We start from the raw sequence: 17,252 nt of genomic DNA, 5'->3' as shown, positions 1-17,252 counted from the left end.
GTCCTGACCTCGACAACGCTACGGGGCGCCTCCTGGGAAGACGAGGCACGAGGGGGTCCCCCGTTCGAGGGGGCCTCGTCCGGGTGACGTCCGGGTGGGGCCCGACCCGCGTCGGCTCCCCCCGGGTGATGCCCGCCGTCCTGCGCGGTTCCGCGGCCCCCGGGCCACCGGACGGCAGGAGGCGCGGGCACCGTCGGCGAGGTCCGCCCGGTCGTCCGCCGGGCCGCCCCGCGTCGGAACCACCCGCTCGTGACCCGTGTGGTGCGCCGCCCCGACCCCCGCGCCCGGGCCACCCGCCCGGTCGGCAGCCCCCGGCACGCCGGTAGGGTCGGGGCCTCACCCGTCAGACCACGAGAGGACGTCGACCAGTGCCCCACGGACCGGGAACGCGCCGACGCGCCGAACGCACGGCGCTCGAGCGCGCCGTCGACGAGGGCCTGCTGATCGTCCGCTCCGCCCTCGTCGTCGCCGTGACCAACCAGATCATCCGCCGCGCCCTGCAGGAGCGCCTGCCGTTCGACGAGGCCGTCGCGACCCGGGTCACCCGCGACGAGATCGACCGCCTGACCACCGAGCAGGCCGCGGCCGCCGTGCGGGTGCGGCGGCTGCGGCGCATGACCGGCCGGTCGTACGGGCAGTCCCGACACCAGTTCGACTACCGCCCCGAGGACGTCGACGCGCTCAAGCTGCGCGAGGCCGCCTCGAAGGGCGTGGCCCGGGCGCTGGCCTCGCGCCGGGACGACGACGACTTCGTGGCCGAGGTCGTGGCGGCCGCCCGGTCACGTGCCTGGGACGACGTCGGCCAGACCGTCGTGGATCGGCTCGGCTGGGCGGCGCGCCCGGACGACGACTACGACGACGGACGCCACGAGCGGCTGCGCGACCTCGTCGAGGGCGACCTCGCCCGGCTGCGCGCCGCCCGGTCCGCGGGCTCCCCCGGCCCGGTCAGTCCTTCTTGACCTTCAGCTCGCCCTTGGCCACCTTGTAGGTCGCCGCTTGTGCCACGGGCTTGATCGTCACCAGGTCGAGGTTGACGTGGGCGGGCAGTTCGACCGAGTGGACGATCGCCTCGGCGACGTCGTCGGCCGTCAGCGGCGCCTCGACGTCGCGGTAGACGGCGTCGGCTCGGTCCTGGTCCCCGCCGAAGCGCACGAGCGAGAACTCCTCGGTGTGCACCATGCCCGGGGCGATCTCGATCACCCGGATCGGCTCCCCCGCGAGCTCGAGCCGCAGCACGGCCACGAGGGCGTGCTCGGCGAACTTCGAGGCGTTGTAGCCGCCGCCGTTCTCGTACGCGACGTGACCGGCGATCGAGGTGACCGTGACGATGTCGGCGCCCCGCGCCTCCTCGGCTCCGCCGCGGAGCGAGGGCAACAGGGCGGTGACCGCCCGCTTGGTGCCGAGCACGTTCACGTCGAACATGCGCTGCCAGTCGTCGATCGAGCCGTTCTCGACGCTGTCGAGACCGAAGGCGCCGCCGGCGTTGTTGACCAGGGCGTGCAACGGCCCGGTCGACTCGACGTGGGCACGGAGGGCGGCCACGTCGTCGTCGCGCGTGAGGTCGGCCGGGAACCAGGTCGCCCCCGTCTCGTCGGCGAGCGCACGGAGGCGCTCCTCGCGCCGGGCGACCGCCAGGACGTCCCAGCCGCGCGAGCGGAACAGCCGCACCGTCGCCGCTCCGATGCCCGAGCTGGCTCCCGTCACCACGACCCGCTTCGTCACGTGTGCCTCCTGTTGCGTCGTTCGTCGTCGTCGCCCGCTGCGGACGCACCCGGCCCACGCTAGCGGCCCCGTTACGTCGCGTGTCCGGCATCGTGGACGGTCGGGGGCCCGGTCCGTACCGTGGCTGTCACCGCAGACCCCGCCGACCACCCGGCGGACGGACCCCACCTCACGCACCCCGACCGCAGGAGCAGACCATGACCGACGCCCAGCCCGCCTGGAAGTTCGAGACGCAGCAGATCCACGCCGGGGCCCAGCCCGACCCGACGACCCACGCCCGTGCCACGCCGATCTACAAGACGACGTCGTACGTCTTCCGGGACGCGCAGCACGCGCAGGACCTCTTCGCCCTGGCCGAGAACGGCAACATCTACTCGCGCATCATGAACCCCACCCACGACGTCGTGGAGAAGCGCATCGCCGCGCTCGAGGGCGGGACGGGTGCCCTGCTGGTGGCGTCGGGCCAGGCCGCGTCGACCTTCGCCGTGCTGAACATCGCCGAGGCGGGCGACCACATCGTGTCGTCGTCGTCGATCTACGGCGGAACCTACAACCTCTTCAAGTACACGCTCGCGAAGCTCGGCATCGAGACGACGTTCGTCGAGAACCAGGACGACGCCGACGAGTGGCGCCGTGCGGTGCGGCCGAACACGAAGCTGTTCTTCGCCGAGACCATCGGCAACCCGAAGATCAACATCCTCGACCTCGAGAAGGTGTCGGGCGTCGCGCACGCCGAGGGCGTGCCGCTGATCGTCGACAACACCATCGCGACGCCGTACCTGATCCGGCCGCTCGAGCACGGCGCCGACATCGTCGTGCACTCCGCGACGAAGTTCCTCGGCGGACACGGCACGGTCATCGGCGGCTTCATCGTCGACGGCGGCACGTTCCCGTGGTCGGCGAACGCGGAGCGCTTCCCCGGCCTCACGCAGCCCGACCCGTCGTACCACGGGGCCGTCTACACGCAGGCCGTCGGCGACGCGCTCGCGTACGTGATCAAGGCACGGGTGCAGCTCCTGCGCGACCTGGGGGCCTCGAACAGCCCCGACACGGCGTTCTCGCTGATCCAGGGCATCGAGACGCTCAGCCTGCGCATCGAGCGGCACGTCCAGAACGCCCAGGAGATCGCCGAGTGGCTCGACTCGCGTGACGACGTGGCCGCGGTGTACTACGCGGGTCTGCCCACCAGCCCGTGGTACGCGGCGGCCAACAAGTACGCCCCCAGGGGCGTCGGCGCCGTGCTGTCGTTCGAGCTGAAGGGCGGGGTCGACGCCGGACGCGCCCTCGTCGACGGGCTCGAGTTGTTCAGCCACCTCGCGAACATCGGCGACGTGCGGAGCCTCGTCATCCACCCCGCGTCGACGACCCACTCGCAGCTCACCCCCGAGCAGCAGCTGACGACCGGCGTCACGCCGGGACTCGTCCGCCTCTCGGTCGGCCTCGAGAACGTGGACGACCTGAAGGCCGACCTCGACGCCGGCTTCGCGGCGGCGCGCGCCGTCACCCGGGAGGCGCTCCGCAGCAGCTAGGACGGGCGCCTGCCGGTGGCGGCCGACCCGTCGGTCAGGCCGCCACCCCGAGGTCGTGCACGAGCGGACGACGACGCGCCGCCAGCACCGGGGCGATCGAGAGCACCACGACCAGCGAGAACCCGACGAGCAGCACCCAGGGCAGCGGACGCAGCGAGTCGACGGCCTGCTGCCCGGCGAAGGGCACGATCGTCGCGGGCAGGGCGAGGACCGTGGCGACGAGTCCCGCCGTCCCGGTGACCACCAGTGCCTCGATCGCCGCAGCCAGGGTCACGGCCCGCCAGGTCATTCCCGCGACCACCAGCGCTGCGCCCTCGCGGCGCCTGTCGGGTGTCGCCATGAAGATCGTCGTGCCCGCGGTCAGCAGGACGACCGCGACCGGCACGCCGAACAGGGCCAGGCCCTGGACGAGCGTTCCGGGATCGTCCCAGAGACCGATGGTGCCGGTGAACGCACCGAGCGCCGCGGCGACCGTCAACAGGGCCACGGACGCCTGGCTCCGGGCGACGGCGTGCAGGGCGTTGCGTCGGGCCACGAACCAGGTCGTGCCGACGCCCGCCGGCAGGACAGCCGTCCAGAGGCGCATGGCGGTGCCGGTCAGCCAGGGTGCGGCGGCGGCGAAGAGTGCGATGAACGCGATCGGGAAGAGCCCCGTCACGCCGCGATCGCCGAGGAGGTAGCCGACGTAGGCCCCGACGGCGAGCACCCCCGTGAGCCCGGTGGCCACGAGTCGTCCGACGCCTGGTCGCACGGTCTCGTCGAGCGACCTCCGGACGGCGACCAGGGCCGGCGTCCGCCCGGCCCGCCGCGCCGCGAGGCCCGCACTGGCGACGGCCACGCCGACGTGGACGAGGGCGGCCACGGCGACGGGGCCGGGACTCAGGGCGATCGAGACCAGCGGGGCGTCGGGATCGGCCCGGACAGGTCGCGAGAGGCCGTTCAACAGCAGGTCGAGCACGGGCACGACGGCGACCGAGGCCGCCACCAAGGCCAGGACCGAGACCGTGGCGACCTGCGCGAGGACGACCGCGGCGATCGAGCGCGGGGTGAGGCCGGCGAACTGCCAGAGCGCGTGGCGGGTGCGCTGCAGACGCACGGCGTAGCCGACCAGGAGCGCGACGCCGCCGACGACGACGAGGCCGTTCATCGCCGAGTAGATCATCGCGTGGTTCATCAGGGCGGCGGCCTGCTCGGGGTCGTCCATGGCGCGGGCGGTCGAGACGTCCCCCGCGCAGACGAGCGCGACGACACCCGACAGGAAGAGAACCACGAAGGCGCCGAGCCAGGTGCGCCAGCCGGCGACGAGGTCCGCGACGACGAGCCGCGCGATCACCGCGATCCCCCTCGGGCCCCCGCGACGGCGGCGAGGACGTCGTCCGGGCCGGGGGCCACGAGCTCGGCGTGCACGACCCCGTCCCTGAGCACGAGCACTCGGTCACCCCGAGCGGCGGCCTCGAGGTCGTGCGTCACCATGACCACCGACGTCGTGCCCGAGGCGTAGTCGCGCAGCAGGTCGAGGACGCGGGTGCCCGACTCCGTGTCGAGGGCACCGGTCGGTTCGTCGGCGAAGACCACGGCCGGACGTGTCGCCAGCGACCGCGCCACGGCGACCCGTTGCTGCTGCCCGCCCGAGAGCTCGCCGGGCCGGCGGTCGGCCGCGTCGGCCAACCCGACCGCGCCGAGGGCCTCGCGCACGGCCCGCCGGTCGGCACGGCCGGTAGCGAGGCGCAGCGGCAGCGCGACGTTCTCGGCCGCGGTGAGCGCGCCCACCAGGTTGTACGACTGGAACACGAAGCCGATCGTCGAACGGCGGAACCGGGCGGCCGCCTCGGGACGCAGGGCCGCCAGGTCGATCCCGGCCACGACGACCGAGCCGCCGTCGACGGAGTCGAGCCCCGAGGCGCACTGCAGCAGCGTCGACTTGCCCGACCCGCTCGGCCCGACCACGACGACCATCTCACCCGGCGCGACGCTCAGCGAGACGCTGTCGAGGACGGTTCGCCGTTCCCCTCCCCGGGGACCGGGGTAGGCCTTCACGACGTCTCGGGCGGACACGACTGCATGCATGGGTTCCTCCAGCTCGACGGACCGACACAGTATGTCACATACTGTCTCAGCCTCCGCGAGGCACGAGGTGACCGATCCGAGGAGGCGCGGTGCGCGTAACAAACGCACCGCGCCTCCTCGGCTCGTCCAGGATGGACGTCACATGGACTGGCAGAGCACACCCGAGGACACCGTCCCGTCGAGCGTCATCAGCGAGCGCACGCGCCTGGCGATGCTCGGCCGCCCGCCGGTCACCGGCGCCTGGCGCGACGGGGACGATCCCGGGGCCCGGCTCTTCGAAGCGTTGGACGATCTCGAGCTCGAGAGCGGCGTCACGCTGCCCCGCCCACGGATGGCCTACGAGACCTGGGGCGAACTCGACGCCGACCGCGGCAACGCCGTGCTGGTCTCGCACGCCCTGACGGGAGACAGCCACGTCGTCGGAGCGGCCGGCCCCGGCCACCCCACGGCCGGCTGGTGGAACGGCGTCGTCGGCCCCGGGCTCGCGATCGACACCGACCGCTGGTTCGTCGTCGCACCGAACGTGCTCGGGGGCTGCCAGGGCAGCACCGGCCCCTCGTCGTTCGCGCCGGACGCCGTCGAGTGGGGGTCGAGGTTCCCCCACCTGACGATCCGCGACCAGGTCGCCGCCCAGGCGGCACTGGCCGACCGCCTCGGCATCGAGCGGTGGGCCGCGGTCGTGGGCGGGTCGATGGGCGGCATGCACGCCCTCGAGTGGGCCGTCACGCACCCGGCGCGCGTCGACCGGCTCGCCGTGCTGGCCGCGCCGCCGGTCGTGAGCGCCGACCAGATCGCCCTGAACACGGTGCAGTACGAGGCGATCCGGATGGACGCCGCCTTCGACGGCGGGGACTACTACGACTCCGTGGACGGCCCGTACCGAGGCCTCGCGCTCGCCCGGCGGATGGCCCTGCTCAACTACCGCTCGCCCGACGAGCTGAACGCCCGGTTCGGTCGCAGCTGGCAGAGCGAGATCTCGCCGCTCGGCGGCCCGGGGCGGTTCCAGGTCGAGAGCTACCTCGACTTCCACGGCAACAAGTTCACCCGGCGCTTCGACGCGGGCAGCTACGTGACCCTGCTGGGTGCGATGAACTCGCACGACGTCGGGCGCGACCGTGGTGGCGTGGCGGCGGCCCTGAACCGCATCACGGCCCGGACGCTCGTGCTCAGCGTCGACAGCGACCGGCTCTTCCCCGTGTCCGACCAGCGGGTGATCGCACGACACCTGCGGCACGGGCTGGACGGCGACGACGTGGCCGTGGTCGAGAGCCCCTACGGACACGACGGATTCCTCATCGAGGGCGACGCGGTGGGCGCCCAGTTGCGTCGCCTGTTCGCCTGACCCCAGTTCGGTGGACACCGCGGGGTACAGTTCGGCGTCGCGACCGGATCGTTACCTCGGCAGTCGGCGATTCTGGCCCCGCACGACCCCCTGAGAAGGGGCTGGGTGTGAAAACATGAGGAGTCACCAGCCACCCGGCAGCCGTGACGCCACCGTCGGAAGCCACTCACGAATCATGGACATCTTCGCCCAAGAGCGCGATCGTCTGCTCAGCAGCACGACCAGCACCCTGGGGCTCGCCTGCGCGGCGGTCTCGATCGTGGCCCTGGCGATCCCCGGCGTGACCGACCCCCTGCACCTCGCGGCCATCGCCCCGCTCGTCGCGCTGCTCGTCGTGTCGCTGCTCTTCGTCACCGGGCCGCGCGCCCGCGTCTGGGTCCCGGTCGGACTGGCCTCGGGCATCGCGGCGACCGTGGTGGCGCTGCTGCCCGCCGGCGGGCCCGACGACGGCCCGCTCGCCACCGCGATCATCCCCCTGGCCGGTGGTGCGACCGCCGCCTTCAGCCTGATGCTCTCGTCCAGTCGACCGCGGTTGACCACGGCGATCGTGGCCTTCGTCGTCGAGCTGGCCCTGGTGGCCCTGGCCACCGGCTCGCTCCTCACCTTCCCGGTGGCCGCCGTGTTGCTCGGCTGGGTCTCCTGCTTCGTCACGGGCCTCTGGCTCGGGCGCGCCGTGCCCCTGGCGGCCCGCCGCATCTACAGCATCGGCAACGCCCACCGGGCCGAACGCCAGGCCAGCGAGACCGAGGCGCAACGACGACAGGGCGCACGCCTGCTGCACGACACGGTGCTGGCCACGTTGACCCTGCTCGCCCACTCGGGCTTCGGCGTCACGCCCCAGGCCCTGCAGGACCAGGCCGCCGAGGACGCCCGCCTGCTGCGCCACCTGCGTCTCGGCGGCACACCGCAACCGCAGGCCTCGGGCGACTACAGCCTCGAGACCGTCGAGGAGTCCCCGCTCGGCCAGACCCTCGAGTCGGTCAAGCAGCGCTTCGGCCGCATGGGTCTCGAGGTGAGCTGGCACGGCACCGGCCAGGTGCTGCTGCCCACGCACGTGCTCGACGCCTTCCTGCTGGCCCTCGCCGAGTGCCTCGAGAACGTTCGTCGTCACGCCGGGGTGACCGAGGCCCACGTCACGATCATCCACGACGACTCGATGGTGCGCGCGATGGTCACCGACGCCGGTGTCGGCTTCGACCTCGCAGGCATCAGCGAAGAACGCCTGGGATTCAAGGAGTCCGTCGTCGGCCGGCTGCACGAGGTCGGCGGCAGCGCCCGCCTCTTCTCGTCCCCCGGCTCGGGCACCACCGTCGTCCTGGAGGCCCCACGATGAGCATCGACGAGAACACCCTCGGAGTCGTCCGGGGCCGCCGAGCCGCCCGCGGCCTGCCGATCAGTTCGACGGGCGCACGCTCGCTGCGCCAGGCGCGAGCGGCCGGCGCGACCCTCGGCACCGGCTACCTCGGCGTCGGCGCAGCCGTCGTCGCCGCACTCCAGGCCGTCTACGGCCTCGCCTTCTTCCTCAGCCACCTGTCGGCCTATCCCGACGTGGCCCCCGTCCTGATCTCGTGGTTGCTGTACGTCGCGACCTTCATCGGCACGGCCGTGCTGGTGACCGTCCGGGGCGAGAGACTCACCACGGGGGTGTTCGCGGTGATCGGGGTCGTCCTGGCCGTCGTCGTCGCGCTCGACTTCGTCGCCATCTGGCCCCTGCACGACGTGGGCGCCTACGCCACCTCGAGCGTGGCCGTCGGCTTCGGCCTGCTGCCGATCGTCACCCTGAGGCCCGTGCGCGAGGTCGTCATCGCCACCGCCCTGCTGTTCGTGGCGCTCGTCGTCATGGTGGCGCTCTCGACCCCCGTGACCAGCGACTCGGGCCCGCAGCAGATCACCGTCGTGGCCCTGGCCGTCCTGCCGAGCGCCATCGCCACCTTCGCGGTCCACCGGTTCCGTCGCATGGTGCAGGTCGAGCTCGACCGGGTGCTCGTGCAGAGCAACGTGTCGCAACCCCGCTTCGCGGTGGGCATGCTCGCGAGCGACGAACTGGCGCGACTCGACCTCGCGGCCGAGAAGCTGCTCGACGGCGTCGCCAACGGCGACGTGCCGCTGCCCCTCTCGCCCAAGGTCGCCTCGCAGGCCGCGTCGCTCGCCACCGAACTCCGCCTGCACCTCATCGAGGGGCGGCGCGAGACCTGGCTGCACCACGCGGTCACCGAGTCCGAGTACCTCGGCCGGTCGGTCACGCTGGTCGACCCGTCGTCGCTGGCCGGCCTCCTCGCCCCGGCACAGCGCGACGGCTTGCTGCAGGGCGTCTGGCTGCTGCTCGGCGACTCGAAGAGCAGAGCACCGGGCACGACCATCCAGCTGGCCCTCGGCCCGGTGACCGCCGCGTCCCAGTCGTTCGCCGGTCGCAGCGTCTGCGTACCCGTCGTGATCTCGACGACGGGCATCCGCCGCAACCGCGTCACGCCCGCCACCTGGAACGCTCTCGAGCGCGCCGGCGAGTACGTGGTGTCGTCCCACGAATCGAGCGTCAAGATCTCGGTCAGCTGCATCGTCGACAACCCCGCCGAGGCCTGAGCCGCCGAGCACCCCGCGTGGTCCGGCCCGATCACCACCCCCGCCCGTAGCATGAACCCCACACCGTCCTGAAAGAAGGTCCCGACGTGTCAGACCACGACGACCGCATCCGCCTCGCCCTCGTAGACGACCACAAGATGCTCCTGGGCGCCCTCAGCGAGTGGATTCGTGGTGCCGCGAGCGACATCTCGATGGTCGCCGCGGTCGCGTCCTGGCCCGAGCTGCTCACGCACCCCGAGTTCCCCGTCGACGTCGTGCTGCTCGACCTCGACCTCAAGGACAACATCCCGATCTCGCTCAAGATCAACACGCTCAAGACGACGGGCGTCAAGACCGTCCTGATGAGCACCTACTCCGAGCCGAACGTCGTGCGCGAGGCCCTCGCCGCCGGCGCCCTGGGCTATCTCGTCAAGAGCGAGGACGCCGAGATGATCGTCGAGGCGATCCGCTCGGCCGCCAAGGGCGAGTCGTACATCTCGGCCGAACTCGACCTGGCCCTGAACGCCGCCGAGGTCGGCGGCGTGCCGAAGCTCAGCGCACAAGAACGCCGGGTCATGGCGCTCTACGGCGGTGGCGAGCCGGTCAAGGCCGTCGCCTACCAGCTGGGCATCAGCGAAGAGACCGCGAAGAGCTACCTCAAGCGCATCCGCGAGAAGTACCGCGTGGCCGGCTACGACGTGGGCACCAAGGTCGCCCTGCGGAAGCGCGCCATCCAGGACGGCATCCTGCTGCAGACCGACACGCCGGCCCAGACCAGCTTCTGACGCCCGGCGTCACCCCGGAGCACGGCCCGGCCCCCTCGTGGGCCGGGCCGTTCGTCGTGTGCGCGACCCGCGCCTCCTGACCCGCCGCTCCCCCGCGACGCCGCCCTGCCGTGCCCTGCCCTGCCCTGTGCAAATCGCGACAAGCCAGCGCTCGACACGGGGTGGAGCCAGGACTTGAGCGGCGTGTCGAACACGTTCTGTCGGATTCGGCACGCCTGACGGCCCGAGACGAGTCGGGTAAGGCACGCCCGACGGTCCGAGACAAGTCACGTTAGGCACGCCCGACGGCCCGAGACCCGTCGGGTTCGGCACGGCCGAATGAACGAGACGAGTCGGGGTCGGCACGCCTAGGGGCGCGATCGGGTTCGGCACGGCGACGGGACGTCGGTCGTGCAGCGACCGGCAATCCGCTCCCGCAGGCGGTCGCGCACGGCCTCAGGAGGCGCGGGCCGGCGCCCCGAGGACGCCTACGCCGAGACCGACTCGCGTTCGGCGGCCGTGGCCCGGGCCCCACCGCGTCGGTCGTCGACCCGCTGCATGCCGAAGCTGATCATGGTGAGGACGACTCCGGCGAGGGCGAGCACGACGCCGACCCAGCCGGGCGCCGAGAAACCGAGGCCGGCCGCGATGACCGCGCCGCCCAGGTACGCGCCGAAGCTGTTGCCGAGGTTCATGGCCGAGTGGTTCAGGGCGGCGCCGATGACCTGGCTCTCGCCCGCGACCTCCATCAGGCGGGACTGCACCGACGGGCCGACGCTCGAGCCGACGAGGCCGACGAAGAACGTGCTGACGAAGATGCCGACGATCGAGCTCGAGGTGAGCGCGTAGGCCGAGAGGGCCGCGATGAGGCCGACGAAGCCGAGGTACATGGCGAGCTTGAGCGAGCGGTCGGCGAGCCAGCCGCCGAGCAGGTTGCCGATGGTCATGCCGACGCCGACCGTCACGAGCACCCACGGCACGATGCCCTGGGAGACGCCCGCTCCCTCGGTGACGGCGTTGGCGATGTAGCTGTAGACGGCGAAGAAGCCGCCGAAGCCGATGGCCCCGATGCCCATCACGAGCCACACCTGGGGCTGCTTGAACGCCCGCAGCTCGCGCTTCATCGAGGCGGACGCGTCGCCGTCCTGGTGCGGCACGGCGAAGGCGACGGCGACGAAGGTCAGCGCGAAGATGAGGGCGACCGCGAGGTAGGCCACCCGCCAGCCGGACTGCTGGCCGAGCCAGGTGATCGAGGGCACGCCGATGACGTTCGCGATCGTCAGGCCGCTGAGCACGAGCGCGACGCCCTTGCCTCGGTTGCCGGGGCCCATGATCGACGCGGCGACGATGGACGCGATGCCGAAGTAGGCGCCGTGCGGCAGGCCCGCGGCGAAGCGGGCGGCGAGCACCCAGCCGAACGACGGCAGCAGCGCCGAGGCGATCGTGCCGACCGTGAAGGCGGCGAGCAGGGCGAGCAACAGCTTCTTCTTCGGGAAGTGCGACGACATCGCGGCGATGGTCGGGGCCCCCACGACGACGCCGAGGGCGTAGGCGCTGATCAACCAGCCGGCCTGGGCGATGCCGGCGTCCGCCGACCGCGAGTAGAGGTCGGGGAGCAGGTCGCCCGCCATGTTCGGCAACAGGCCCATGGCGACGAATTCGGTCGAGCCGATGCCGAAACCACCCAGGGCGAGGGCGATCAGGGCGGCCGTGCGACGACGGCGGGAGAGGTGGGTCACGAGCGAGGGCCTTCGAGTTCGAGGGGTGTCAGCGAGGGAGCCTGCCACGGCTCGCCGTCGAGCTGGGAGGGGCGCGGGCCCGAGGGCGGCGTCGACACCCGGCAGGTGCTCGACGTCGGGTCGTATCGATTCGACCGCGCGATGCGAAGACGAGTCTACGACCCTGTCGGCACGTGACACCAGTGTGTCGCGGGCCCGATCGGTATCGGGGGGCGATCGGTGCCGCCGACCCGATCGGTGTGCGACGAGGTCAGGTGAAGGTGATCGCGGTGCCGACCGGCAGGGCGGCCAGCGCAGCGGTCATCGCCGCCGACGCCCGCACGCACCCGTGGGACGCCCCGGTCGGGTCGGGATAGAAGTGGATCGCCGTGAGGGCGGAGTTGCCGCCGTACTCGGGCAGGAGCGACGAGTGGGCCCCGGTGAGGGCGATGGGGTTGCCCTGCGTGTACCCGATCGAGCGGTCGACGTAGTTCGCCTGCATGTAGGTCGCCGTCGCCGACGGGGTCGGGTCGTCCGGCGTGCCGAGTCGGACGGCCTCAGAGGCGGACGCCACCCCGTCCGGCCCGACGATCGAGAGGGTGGACGCCGCGGTGTCGACCACGACGCTCGACGCCGCGCCCACCACCGACACGTCGGCGGCGCGCACCCACCCGAAGGTCGCACTCGGCGCCGCCGGCACGCCTCCGTCACCGGGCGTCGCGTTGCGGGACGGTGTCGAGACGAGCAGCATGCCGCCGTCGGCACCCTCTCGGGAGCCCCAGACCGCCGTCGCCGCGGGAAGGTTCAGGGTCGGCACCGTCGAGGAGAGCGTGGCGACCGGCACGGCGTCGGCCGCCGGGCTCGCGTACAGCGCGACGAGCGGCGCGGTCGGCGTGGCCACCGCCCAGGCGTTCTCGGGCGTGACGTCGGCACCGTCGAGGAGCGCGGGGATGACGGCGTCGTAGAACGCCAGCGGCAGTCCCGCGAGGGCCTCGGGCGACGGAGGCGCGGGGACGGCCTCGGGGGTCGGCGTCGGTGTCGGGGTGGGTGCGGCCACGACGGTCGGGCTCGCGCTCGTCGACGGCGCGGATGGCTCGCCCTGGGACACACCGACGCCGATCGCCACGGCGGCCACCAGCACCACGGTGACGCCGCCGGCCAGGAGGGCGGTCCCCCGGCGGCTCGGTCGCCCCGGCACGGGGCCTACGCCCCCGGGGCGGCCGTGACCGGCGAGGCCGCGTGATCGGTGGCGCCGAGCGCCGCCTCGAGCCGCTCGACCTTGCCGGTCAGCTCGCCGGTGCGCCCCGGTCGGATGTCGGCCTTGAGCACGAGCGAGACGCGCGAGCCGAAAGCCCCCACGGCCTCGGTGGCGGCCTTGACGACGGCCATGACCTCGTCCCACTCGCCTTCGACCTCGGTGAACATCGACGAGGTGTGGTTCGGCAGGCCCGAGGCCCGTACGACCGCGACGGCGGCCGCCACGGCCGAGTGGACCGAGTCGGGCTCGGAGCCGGCGGACGGCCCGCCCTCGGGGGCGGCACCACTGGGCGAGACGGAGAACGCGACGATCATGCGTCCATCCTCGCGTGTGCCGGGCGCACGCGCCAGAGCGTGACGACGGTCCACGCCAACAGACCCAGCTCGAGCACGGCCCGCACGGTGACCACGGCCACCAGGTCGGTTCGCGCGGCGAGCAGGGCGTCGTACTCGAGCGGGTAGACCACCTGCGTCAGCCCCGCCACGACCACGGCCAGCACCGCCGGCACGGCGAACCGCGGCCCGCCCGACCGCGCGAGCACGAGCCCGACGACGACGGGCACCGCAAGCCACGCCACGAACTGCGGCGAGCCGACCTTGTTGGTCACGATCAGGGCGACGACGACGGCCAGCGACAGCGGACCCAGGAGGCGCGTGGCCGTCACCCCGCGGCGCACCGCCCGCAGCCCCAGCAGCACGACGCCCAGCACGACCGCGGCCATCACGAGGCTCATCGCCTTCGCGGCGAACCCGACCCCGTCGCCGGCGATCTGGTAGGTGAGGATCTCACGGTCGTAGTAGACGAAGGTGCCGGGGACCCCGGCGGCGGCGCGCCAGAGCCAGAGCACCGCCGCGGGCGACTCGACCTGCAGACCGCGACCGGCCTGCTGGCCGACGAAGCCGACCACGTTCCACCCGCTGCCGAGCACGAGCGAGACGGACACCACGACCGCGCTCGTCACCGTCGCGGCCACGACGACCTCGACCCGACGACGCACGGCGAGGACGGCGACCACCACGAGGGCGGCGGGCCAGACCTTGACCCAGGCCGCGATTGTGAGCAGGGCGGACGCGAGCGAGGGCCGCGTCGAGACGAGCAGCAGCCCCACCAGCGCGACGGCGACCGTGACGGCGTCGATGCGACCGAGGGCGATCGGCCCGAGGGCGACGAGGAACGCGAGCCACCACCACGCGGCGGCCACGGACCCGGCGCGCCGCCGCGCCACGAGCACGACGAAGGCCGCGGCGTTCAGCAGCGACACGAGCACGAGCCACACCGCCCCGTAGCCCGAGTCGCCACCGAGCCGGGCGACCAGCATCGGCACCGCGGCGAGCAGCGGGTAGACCCACGGTCGGTCGACGCCCACCCAGTCGCCGCCCCCGATGCCCTGCTGCATCCAGGTGCGGTAGACGACGTCGACGTCGCCCAGGGTGCGGTTGCCGCCGACGAGGTTCAGCCGGACGAGCCAGGCGTGCACGAGCACGAAGGCGATGCCGAGCACGACGGGTGACGCCGCGAGCGACCTCGCCCGCTCGACGAACGCGGTGCGACCGTCGACCACGGGCCGGGTGCCCGACGACCGCGCGTCACGGACGGCGGGCGCACCGGGGTCGGCCGACGCGGAGGGCACGGGGGTCGGCATGCCCACAGGCTAGCCGTCGGTCCCGACACCGGGCGTCATGCGTCGGCCGACGTCGGCGGTCGCCGCTACGATCCCACTCATGCGCAGACCCGCCTCCCTCCGACTCGTCGCGACCGCCGCCGCCCTCGTGCTGGCCGGGTCGCTCGCCGCCTGCTCGTCCGACGGGGGCTCGGGTGACGGCGCCGCGGCCGTCGGCCCCGTCACCGAGGGCGAGCTCACCGTCGCCACGGGTGAGCCGGCCTACGGCCCGTGGGTCGAGGACGACGACCCGACCTCGGGCAAGGGCTACGAGGCCGCCGTCGCCTACGCGGTCGCCGAGAAGCTCGGCTACGACGACTCCGACGTCGTCTGGGTGCGCACCACGTTCGACGAGGCCATCGCGCCGGGGCCGAAGACCTTCGACCTCAACCTGCAGCAGTTCTCGATCACCGACCAGCGCAAGAAGGCCGTCGACTTCTCGCCCGCCTACTACGAGACGCGCCAGGCGGTCGTGACCCTGCCCGGCACCGCCGCGGCCGACGCCACCTCGATCGCCGGCCTGAAGGGCCTCGCGATCGGTGCCCAGAGCGGCACGACGAGCTTCACCGCCGCCGAGAACGCCATCGACCCCGAGGGCGGCGTGCAGGCCTACAACTCGAACGACGACGCCAAGGCGGCGCTCGAGGCCGGTCAGGTCGACGCCATCGTCCTCGACGTCCCGACCGCCACCTACTTCGTCGAGGGCGGCGTCGTGTTGGGTCAGCTGCCCGCGACCGACGGGGCGAGCGACCAGCTCGGCATCGTCCTTCCGCTCGGCAGCTCGCTGACCGCCGACGTCACGAAAGCCGTCGACGACCTCCGGGCCGACGGCACCCTCGCCGAGCTGCAGCAGCAGTGGCTCGCCGACTACGACGTGAAAGAGCTGTCGTAGCGCCTCGCACGGTCGCGGCCGACCCGGTGGTGGTCAGCGACCTCGAACTCGACCGACGCGCGTTCCGGCGACGGCAGTCGACCCGCTCCGTCGTGATCGCGGCCGTCAGCACGGTCGCCTTCGCCGCCCTCGCCTGGTGGGCGGTCACCAGCACGCCCGGCTGGTCCCGCGTCCAGTTCAGCTTCCTCGACGGGGCGACCTTCGCCTCGGCCTGGCCCCGCGTCGTCGAGGGCCTCTGGTTGAACGTGCGGGTCCTGCTGGTCGCGGCCGTCGGCGTCGCCGTCGTCAGCACCGTCCTGTCCGCGCTGCGCACCCTCAGGGGGCCGGTGTTCTTCCCTGTCCGGGCACTCGTGCGGGGCTACACCGACCTGTTCCGTGGCATGCCGCTGATCATCGTGCTCTACCTCGTGGGCTTCGGTGTGCCGGGCCTCGGCCTCGGCATCCCACGCCTGCCCGCCGAGTTCTGGGGCACCATCGCGCTGATCCTCACCTACTCGGCCTACGTGTCCGAGGTCATCCGCGCCGGCATCGACGCCGTCCACCCGTCGCAGCGCCTCGCGGCACGGTCCCTCGGTCTCAGCCACGCCAAGACCCTGCGCCTCGTCGTGTTCCCGCAGGCTCTGCGGAAGGTGACGCCCGCCCTCATGAACGACTTCGTCTCGATGCAGAAAGACGTCGGGCTCATCTCGGTGCTCGGGGCCGTCGACGCCGTCCGCGCCGCGCAGATCGAGACGGCGACCGCGGCGAACTTCACGCCCTACGTGCTCGCGGGGCTGCTCTTCGTGCTGCTCGCCCTGCCCACCATCTGGCTGACCGACTGGCTGTCGGCGCGCCTCCGTCGTCGCGAACAGGCGGGCAGCGTCGTATGAGCACCCCCACCCCCGAGCCCACCGCAGGAGGCGCGGTGCCCGTCACCCCCGCCGCTCACGGCCCCGAGACGGTGCTGCGCCTCGAGGGCGTCCGCAAGTCGTTCGGCGACACGGTCGTGCTCGACGGCATCGACCTCGACGTCGCGCGAGACGAGGTCGTGGCGCTGATCGGGGCCAGCGGCTCGGGCAAGTCGACCCTGCTGCGCACCGTGAACCTGCTCGAACAGATCGACGACGGCCGCATCGTGCTCGGTGACGACGACATCACCGACCCCCGGGTGCGCGTCGACGCCGTCCGTGCCCGGATCGGCGTCGTCTTCCAGCACTTCAACCTCTTCCCGCACCTGACCGTGCTCGACAACGTCGCGCTCGCCAGTCGCCACGTGCTGCGCCAGCCCAAGGCCGCCGCGAACGAGCGCGCCCTCGAGGTCCTCACGCGCGTGGGCCTCGGCGACAGGGCCGGCGCGTACCCCGACCGCCTCTCGGGCGGTCAGCAGCAGCGGGTCGCCATCGCCCGGGCCCTGGCCCCGCGCCCCGCCGTGCTGCTGCTCGACGAGATCACGAGTGCGCTCGACCCCGAGCTGGTGGGCGAGGTGCTCGACCTCGTGCGCACGCTGAAAGAGGTCGGCACGACGATCCTCATGGCGACGCACGAGATGGCCTTCGCCCGCGACGTCGCCGACCGGGTCGTCTTCCTCGACCGGGGCCGCATCGCCGAGCAGGGCCCGCCCGCCCAGCTGTTCACGGCGCCGCGCGAGGCCCGCACCCGCGAGTTCCTCACCCGCTTCACCGCGCCCTGACGCCCACCGTCTTCACCCGCGCCTCCCAGGTTCTTGCAAAAGAGGCACGCCACCATCGGAGCCAGCCCCGTG

The 17,252-nt window shown here is 72.8% G+C and carries 16 protein-coding genes; 9 read left to right on the top strand and 7 right to left on the bottom strand.

The features are described from left to right. The first annotated feature begins 368 nt into the window (after window positions 1-368). Window positions 369-959, top strand: a complete 591-nt coding sequence (locus IFT88_RS08100; RefSeq protein WP_192119911.1) for a hypothetical protein — start codon at window positions 369-371, stop codon at window positions 957-959. Here the strand turns inward: IFT88_RS08100 and IFT88_RS08095 are convergent. After that, entirely contained in the window at window positions 946-1,722 is a 777-nt protein-coding gene (locus IFT88_RS08095) for an SDR family oxidoreductase (protein WP_342212106.1), read from the bottom strand. The genes IFT88_RS08100 and IFT88_RS08095 overlap by 14 nt on opposite strands. A gap of 197 nt (window positions 1,723-1,919) precedes the next feature. Between IFT88_RS08095 and IFT88_RS08090 the strand changes: the two genes are divergently transcribed. Next, window positions 1,920-3,251 carry a bifunctional o-acetylhomoserine/o-acetylserine sulfhydrylase gene (locus tag IFT88_RS08090; protein WP_043593735.1) on the top strand — a complete coding sequence of 444 codons (1,332 nt, stop codon included), beginning with the start codon at window positions 1,920-1,922 and terminating at the stop codon, window positions 3,249-3,251. Between the two features lie 34 nt (window positions 3,252-3,285). Here the strand turns inward: IFT88_RS08090 and IFT88_RS08085 are convergent, their stop codons facing one another. Together IFT88_RS08085 and IFT88_RS08080 are read right to left on the bottom strand one after the other, a co-directional pair. Next, window positions 3,286-4,584, bottom strand: a complete 1,299-nt coding sequence (locus IFT88_RS08085; protein WP_192119909.1) for an FtsX-like permease family protein — start codon at window positions 4,582-4,584, stop codon at window positions 3,286-3,288. Continuing rightward, a complete protein-coding gene (locus IFT88_RS08080) occupies window positions 4,581-5,306 on the bottom strand; it encodes an ABC transporter ATP-binding protein (RefSeq protein ID WP_342212105.1) in 726 nt (241 codons plus the stop codon). Before IFT88_RS08080 ends, IFT88_RS08085 begins: the two co-directional genes overlap by 4 nt. Before the next feature lie 154 nt (window positions 5,307-5,460). Between IFT88_RS08080 and metX the strand changes: the two genes are divergently transcribed. From metX to IFT88_RS08060, 4 genes are all read left to right on the top strand, one after another. Beyond that, window positions 5,461-6,660, top strand: a complete 1,200-nt coding sequence (metX, locus tag IFT88_RS08075) for a homoserine O-acetyltransferase MetX (protein WP_192119905.1) — start codon at window positions 5,461-5,463, stop codon at window positions 6,658-6,660. Window positions 6,661-6,835: 175 nt separating this feature from the next. Further along, the gene (locus IFT88_RS08070) at window positions 6,836-7,993 is read left to right on the top strand and encodes a sensor histidine kinase (RefSeq protein ID WP_043593732.1); all 1,158 of its coding nucleotides are present in this window, start codon (window positions 6,836-6,838) and stop codon (window positions 7,991-7,993) included. Further along, window positions 7,990-9,240: a hypothetical protein gene (locus IFT88_RS08065; protein WP_043593730.1), complete on the top strand. Its 1,251-nt coding sequence runs from the start codon at window positions 7,990-7,992 to the stop codon at window positions 9,238-9,240. The genes IFT88_RS08070 and IFT88_RS08065 overlap by 4 nt, the downstream gene beginning before the upstream one ends. An 86-nt stretch (window positions 9,241-9,326) precedes the next feature. Beyond that, window positions 9,327-10,004 carry a response regulator transcription factor gene (locus IFT88_RS08060; protein WP_043593728.1) on the top strand — a complete coding sequence of 226 codons (678 nt, stop codon included), beginning with the start codon at window positions 9,327-9,329 and terminating at the stop codon, window positions 10,002-10,004. Between the two features lie 467 nt (window positions 10,005-10,471). Here IFT88_RS08060 and IFT88_RS08055 read toward each other — a convergent pair whose 3' ends face one another. The 4 genes from IFT88_RS08055 to IFT88_RS08040 form a co-directional block, all read right to left on the bottom strand. After that, on the bottom strand, window positions 10,472-11,722 hold the full coding sequence (locus IFT88_RS08055; protein WP_192119903.1) for an MFS transporter: 1,251 nt from the start codon (window positions 11,720-11,722) through the stop codon (window positions 10,472-10,474). A 250-nt stretch (window positions 11,723-11,972) separates the two neighbouring features. Next, window positions 11,973-12,899, bottom strand: a complete 927-nt coding sequence (locus IFT88_RS08050) for a L,D-transpeptidase (protein ID WP_192119901.1) — start codon at window positions 12,897-12,899, stop codon at window positions 11,973-11,975. Between the two features lie 5 nt (window positions 12,900-12,904). Next, on the bottom strand, window positions 12,905-13,273 hold the full coding sequence (locus IFT88_RS08045) for a thiamine-binding protein (RefSeq protein ID WP_192119899.1): 369 nt from the start codon (window positions 13,271-13,273) through the stop codon (window positions 12,905-12,907). Then, window positions 13,270-14,601 (bottom strand): glycosyltransferase 87 family protein, encoded by a 1,332-nt coding sequence (locus tag IFT88_RS08040; RefSeq protein WP_192119897.1) that lies wholly within the window; start codon window positions 14,599-14,601, stop codon window positions 13,270-13,272. Before IFT88_RS08040 ends, IFT88_RS08045 begins: the two co-directional genes overlap by 4 nt. 79 nt (window positions 14,602-14,680) lie before the next feature. Here IFT88_RS08040 and IFT88_RS08035 point away from each other — a divergent pair, with 79 nt between their 5' ends. From IFT88_RS08035 to IFT88_RS08025, 3 genes are read left to right on the top strand one after another with little or no spacing between them, the layout of a single operon-like run. Beyond that, window positions 14,681-15,511 carry an ABC transporter substrate-binding protein gene (locus IFT88_RS08035; RefSeq protein ID WP_192119895.1) on the top strand — a complete coding sequence of 277 codons (831 nt, stop codon included), beginning with the start codon at window positions 14,681-14,683 and terminating at the stop codon, window positions 15,509-15,511. Between the two features lie 29 nt (window positions 15,512-15,540). Further along, complete coding sequence (locus IFT88_RS08030) at window positions 15,541-16,380, top strand: amino acid ABC transporter permease (RefSeq protein WP_231567041.1); 840 nt, start codon at window positions 15,541-15,543, stop codon at window positions 16,378-16,380. Next, the gene (locus IFT88_RS08025; RefSeq protein ID WP_192119893.1) at window positions 16,377-17,180 is read left to right on the top strand and encodes an amino acid ABC transporter ATP-binding protein; all 804 of its coding nucleotides are present in this window, start codon (window positions 16,377-16,379) and stop codon (window positions 17,178-17,180) included. The genes IFT88_RS08030 and IFT88_RS08025 overlap by 4 nt, the downstream gene beginning before the upstream one ends. The last annotated feature ends 72 nt before the right edge of the window (window positions 17,181-17,252 follow it).

The sequence above is a fragment of the Frigoribacterium sp. CFBP 8751 genome (genome assembly GCF_014841545.1).
Lineage (GTDB): Bacteria > Actinomycetota > Actinomycetes > Actinomycetales > Microbacteriaceae > Frigoribacterium.
The sequence above is the reverse complement of the archived record's forward strand: the minus strand, read 5'-3'. Positions and strand labels throughout refer to the sequence as shown.

Excerpts from the sequence above, each read along its gene's own strand:
- IFT88_RS08090 (WP_043593735.1), top strand. The coding sequence starts at position 1,920 with ATGACCGACGCCCAGCCCGCCTGGAAGTTCGAGACGCAGCAGATCCAC.
- IFT88_RS08025 (WP_192119893.1), top strand. The coding sequence starts at position 16,377 with ATGAGCACCCCCACCCCCGAGCCCACCGCAGGAGGCGCGGTGCCCGTC.
- metX (WP_192119905.1), top strand. The coding sequence starts at position 5,461 with ATGGACTGGCAGAGCACACCCGAGGACACCGTCCCGTCGAGCGTCATC.
- IFT88_RS08045 (WP_192119899.1), bottom strand. The coding sequence starts at position 13,273 with ATGATCGTCGCGTTCTCCGTCTCGCCCAGTGGTGCCGCCCCCGAGGGC.
- IFT88_RS08035 (WP_192119895.1), top strand. The coding sequence starts at position 14,681 with ATGCGCAGACCCGCCTCCCTCCGACTCGTCGCGACCGCCGCCGCCCTC.
- IFT88_RS08070 (WP_043593732.1), top strand. The coding sequence starts at position 6,836 with ATGGACATCTTCGCCCAAGAGCGCGATCGTCTGCTCAGCAGCACGACC.
- IFT88_RS08065 (WP_043593730.1), top strand. The coding sequence starts at position 7,990 with ATGAGCATCGACGAGAACACCCTCGGAGTCGTCCGGGGCCGCCGAGCC.
- IFT88_RS08040 (WP_192119897.1), bottom strand. The coding sequence starts at position 14,601 with ATGCCGACCCCCGTGCCCTCCGCGTCGGCCGACCCCGGTGCGCCCGCC.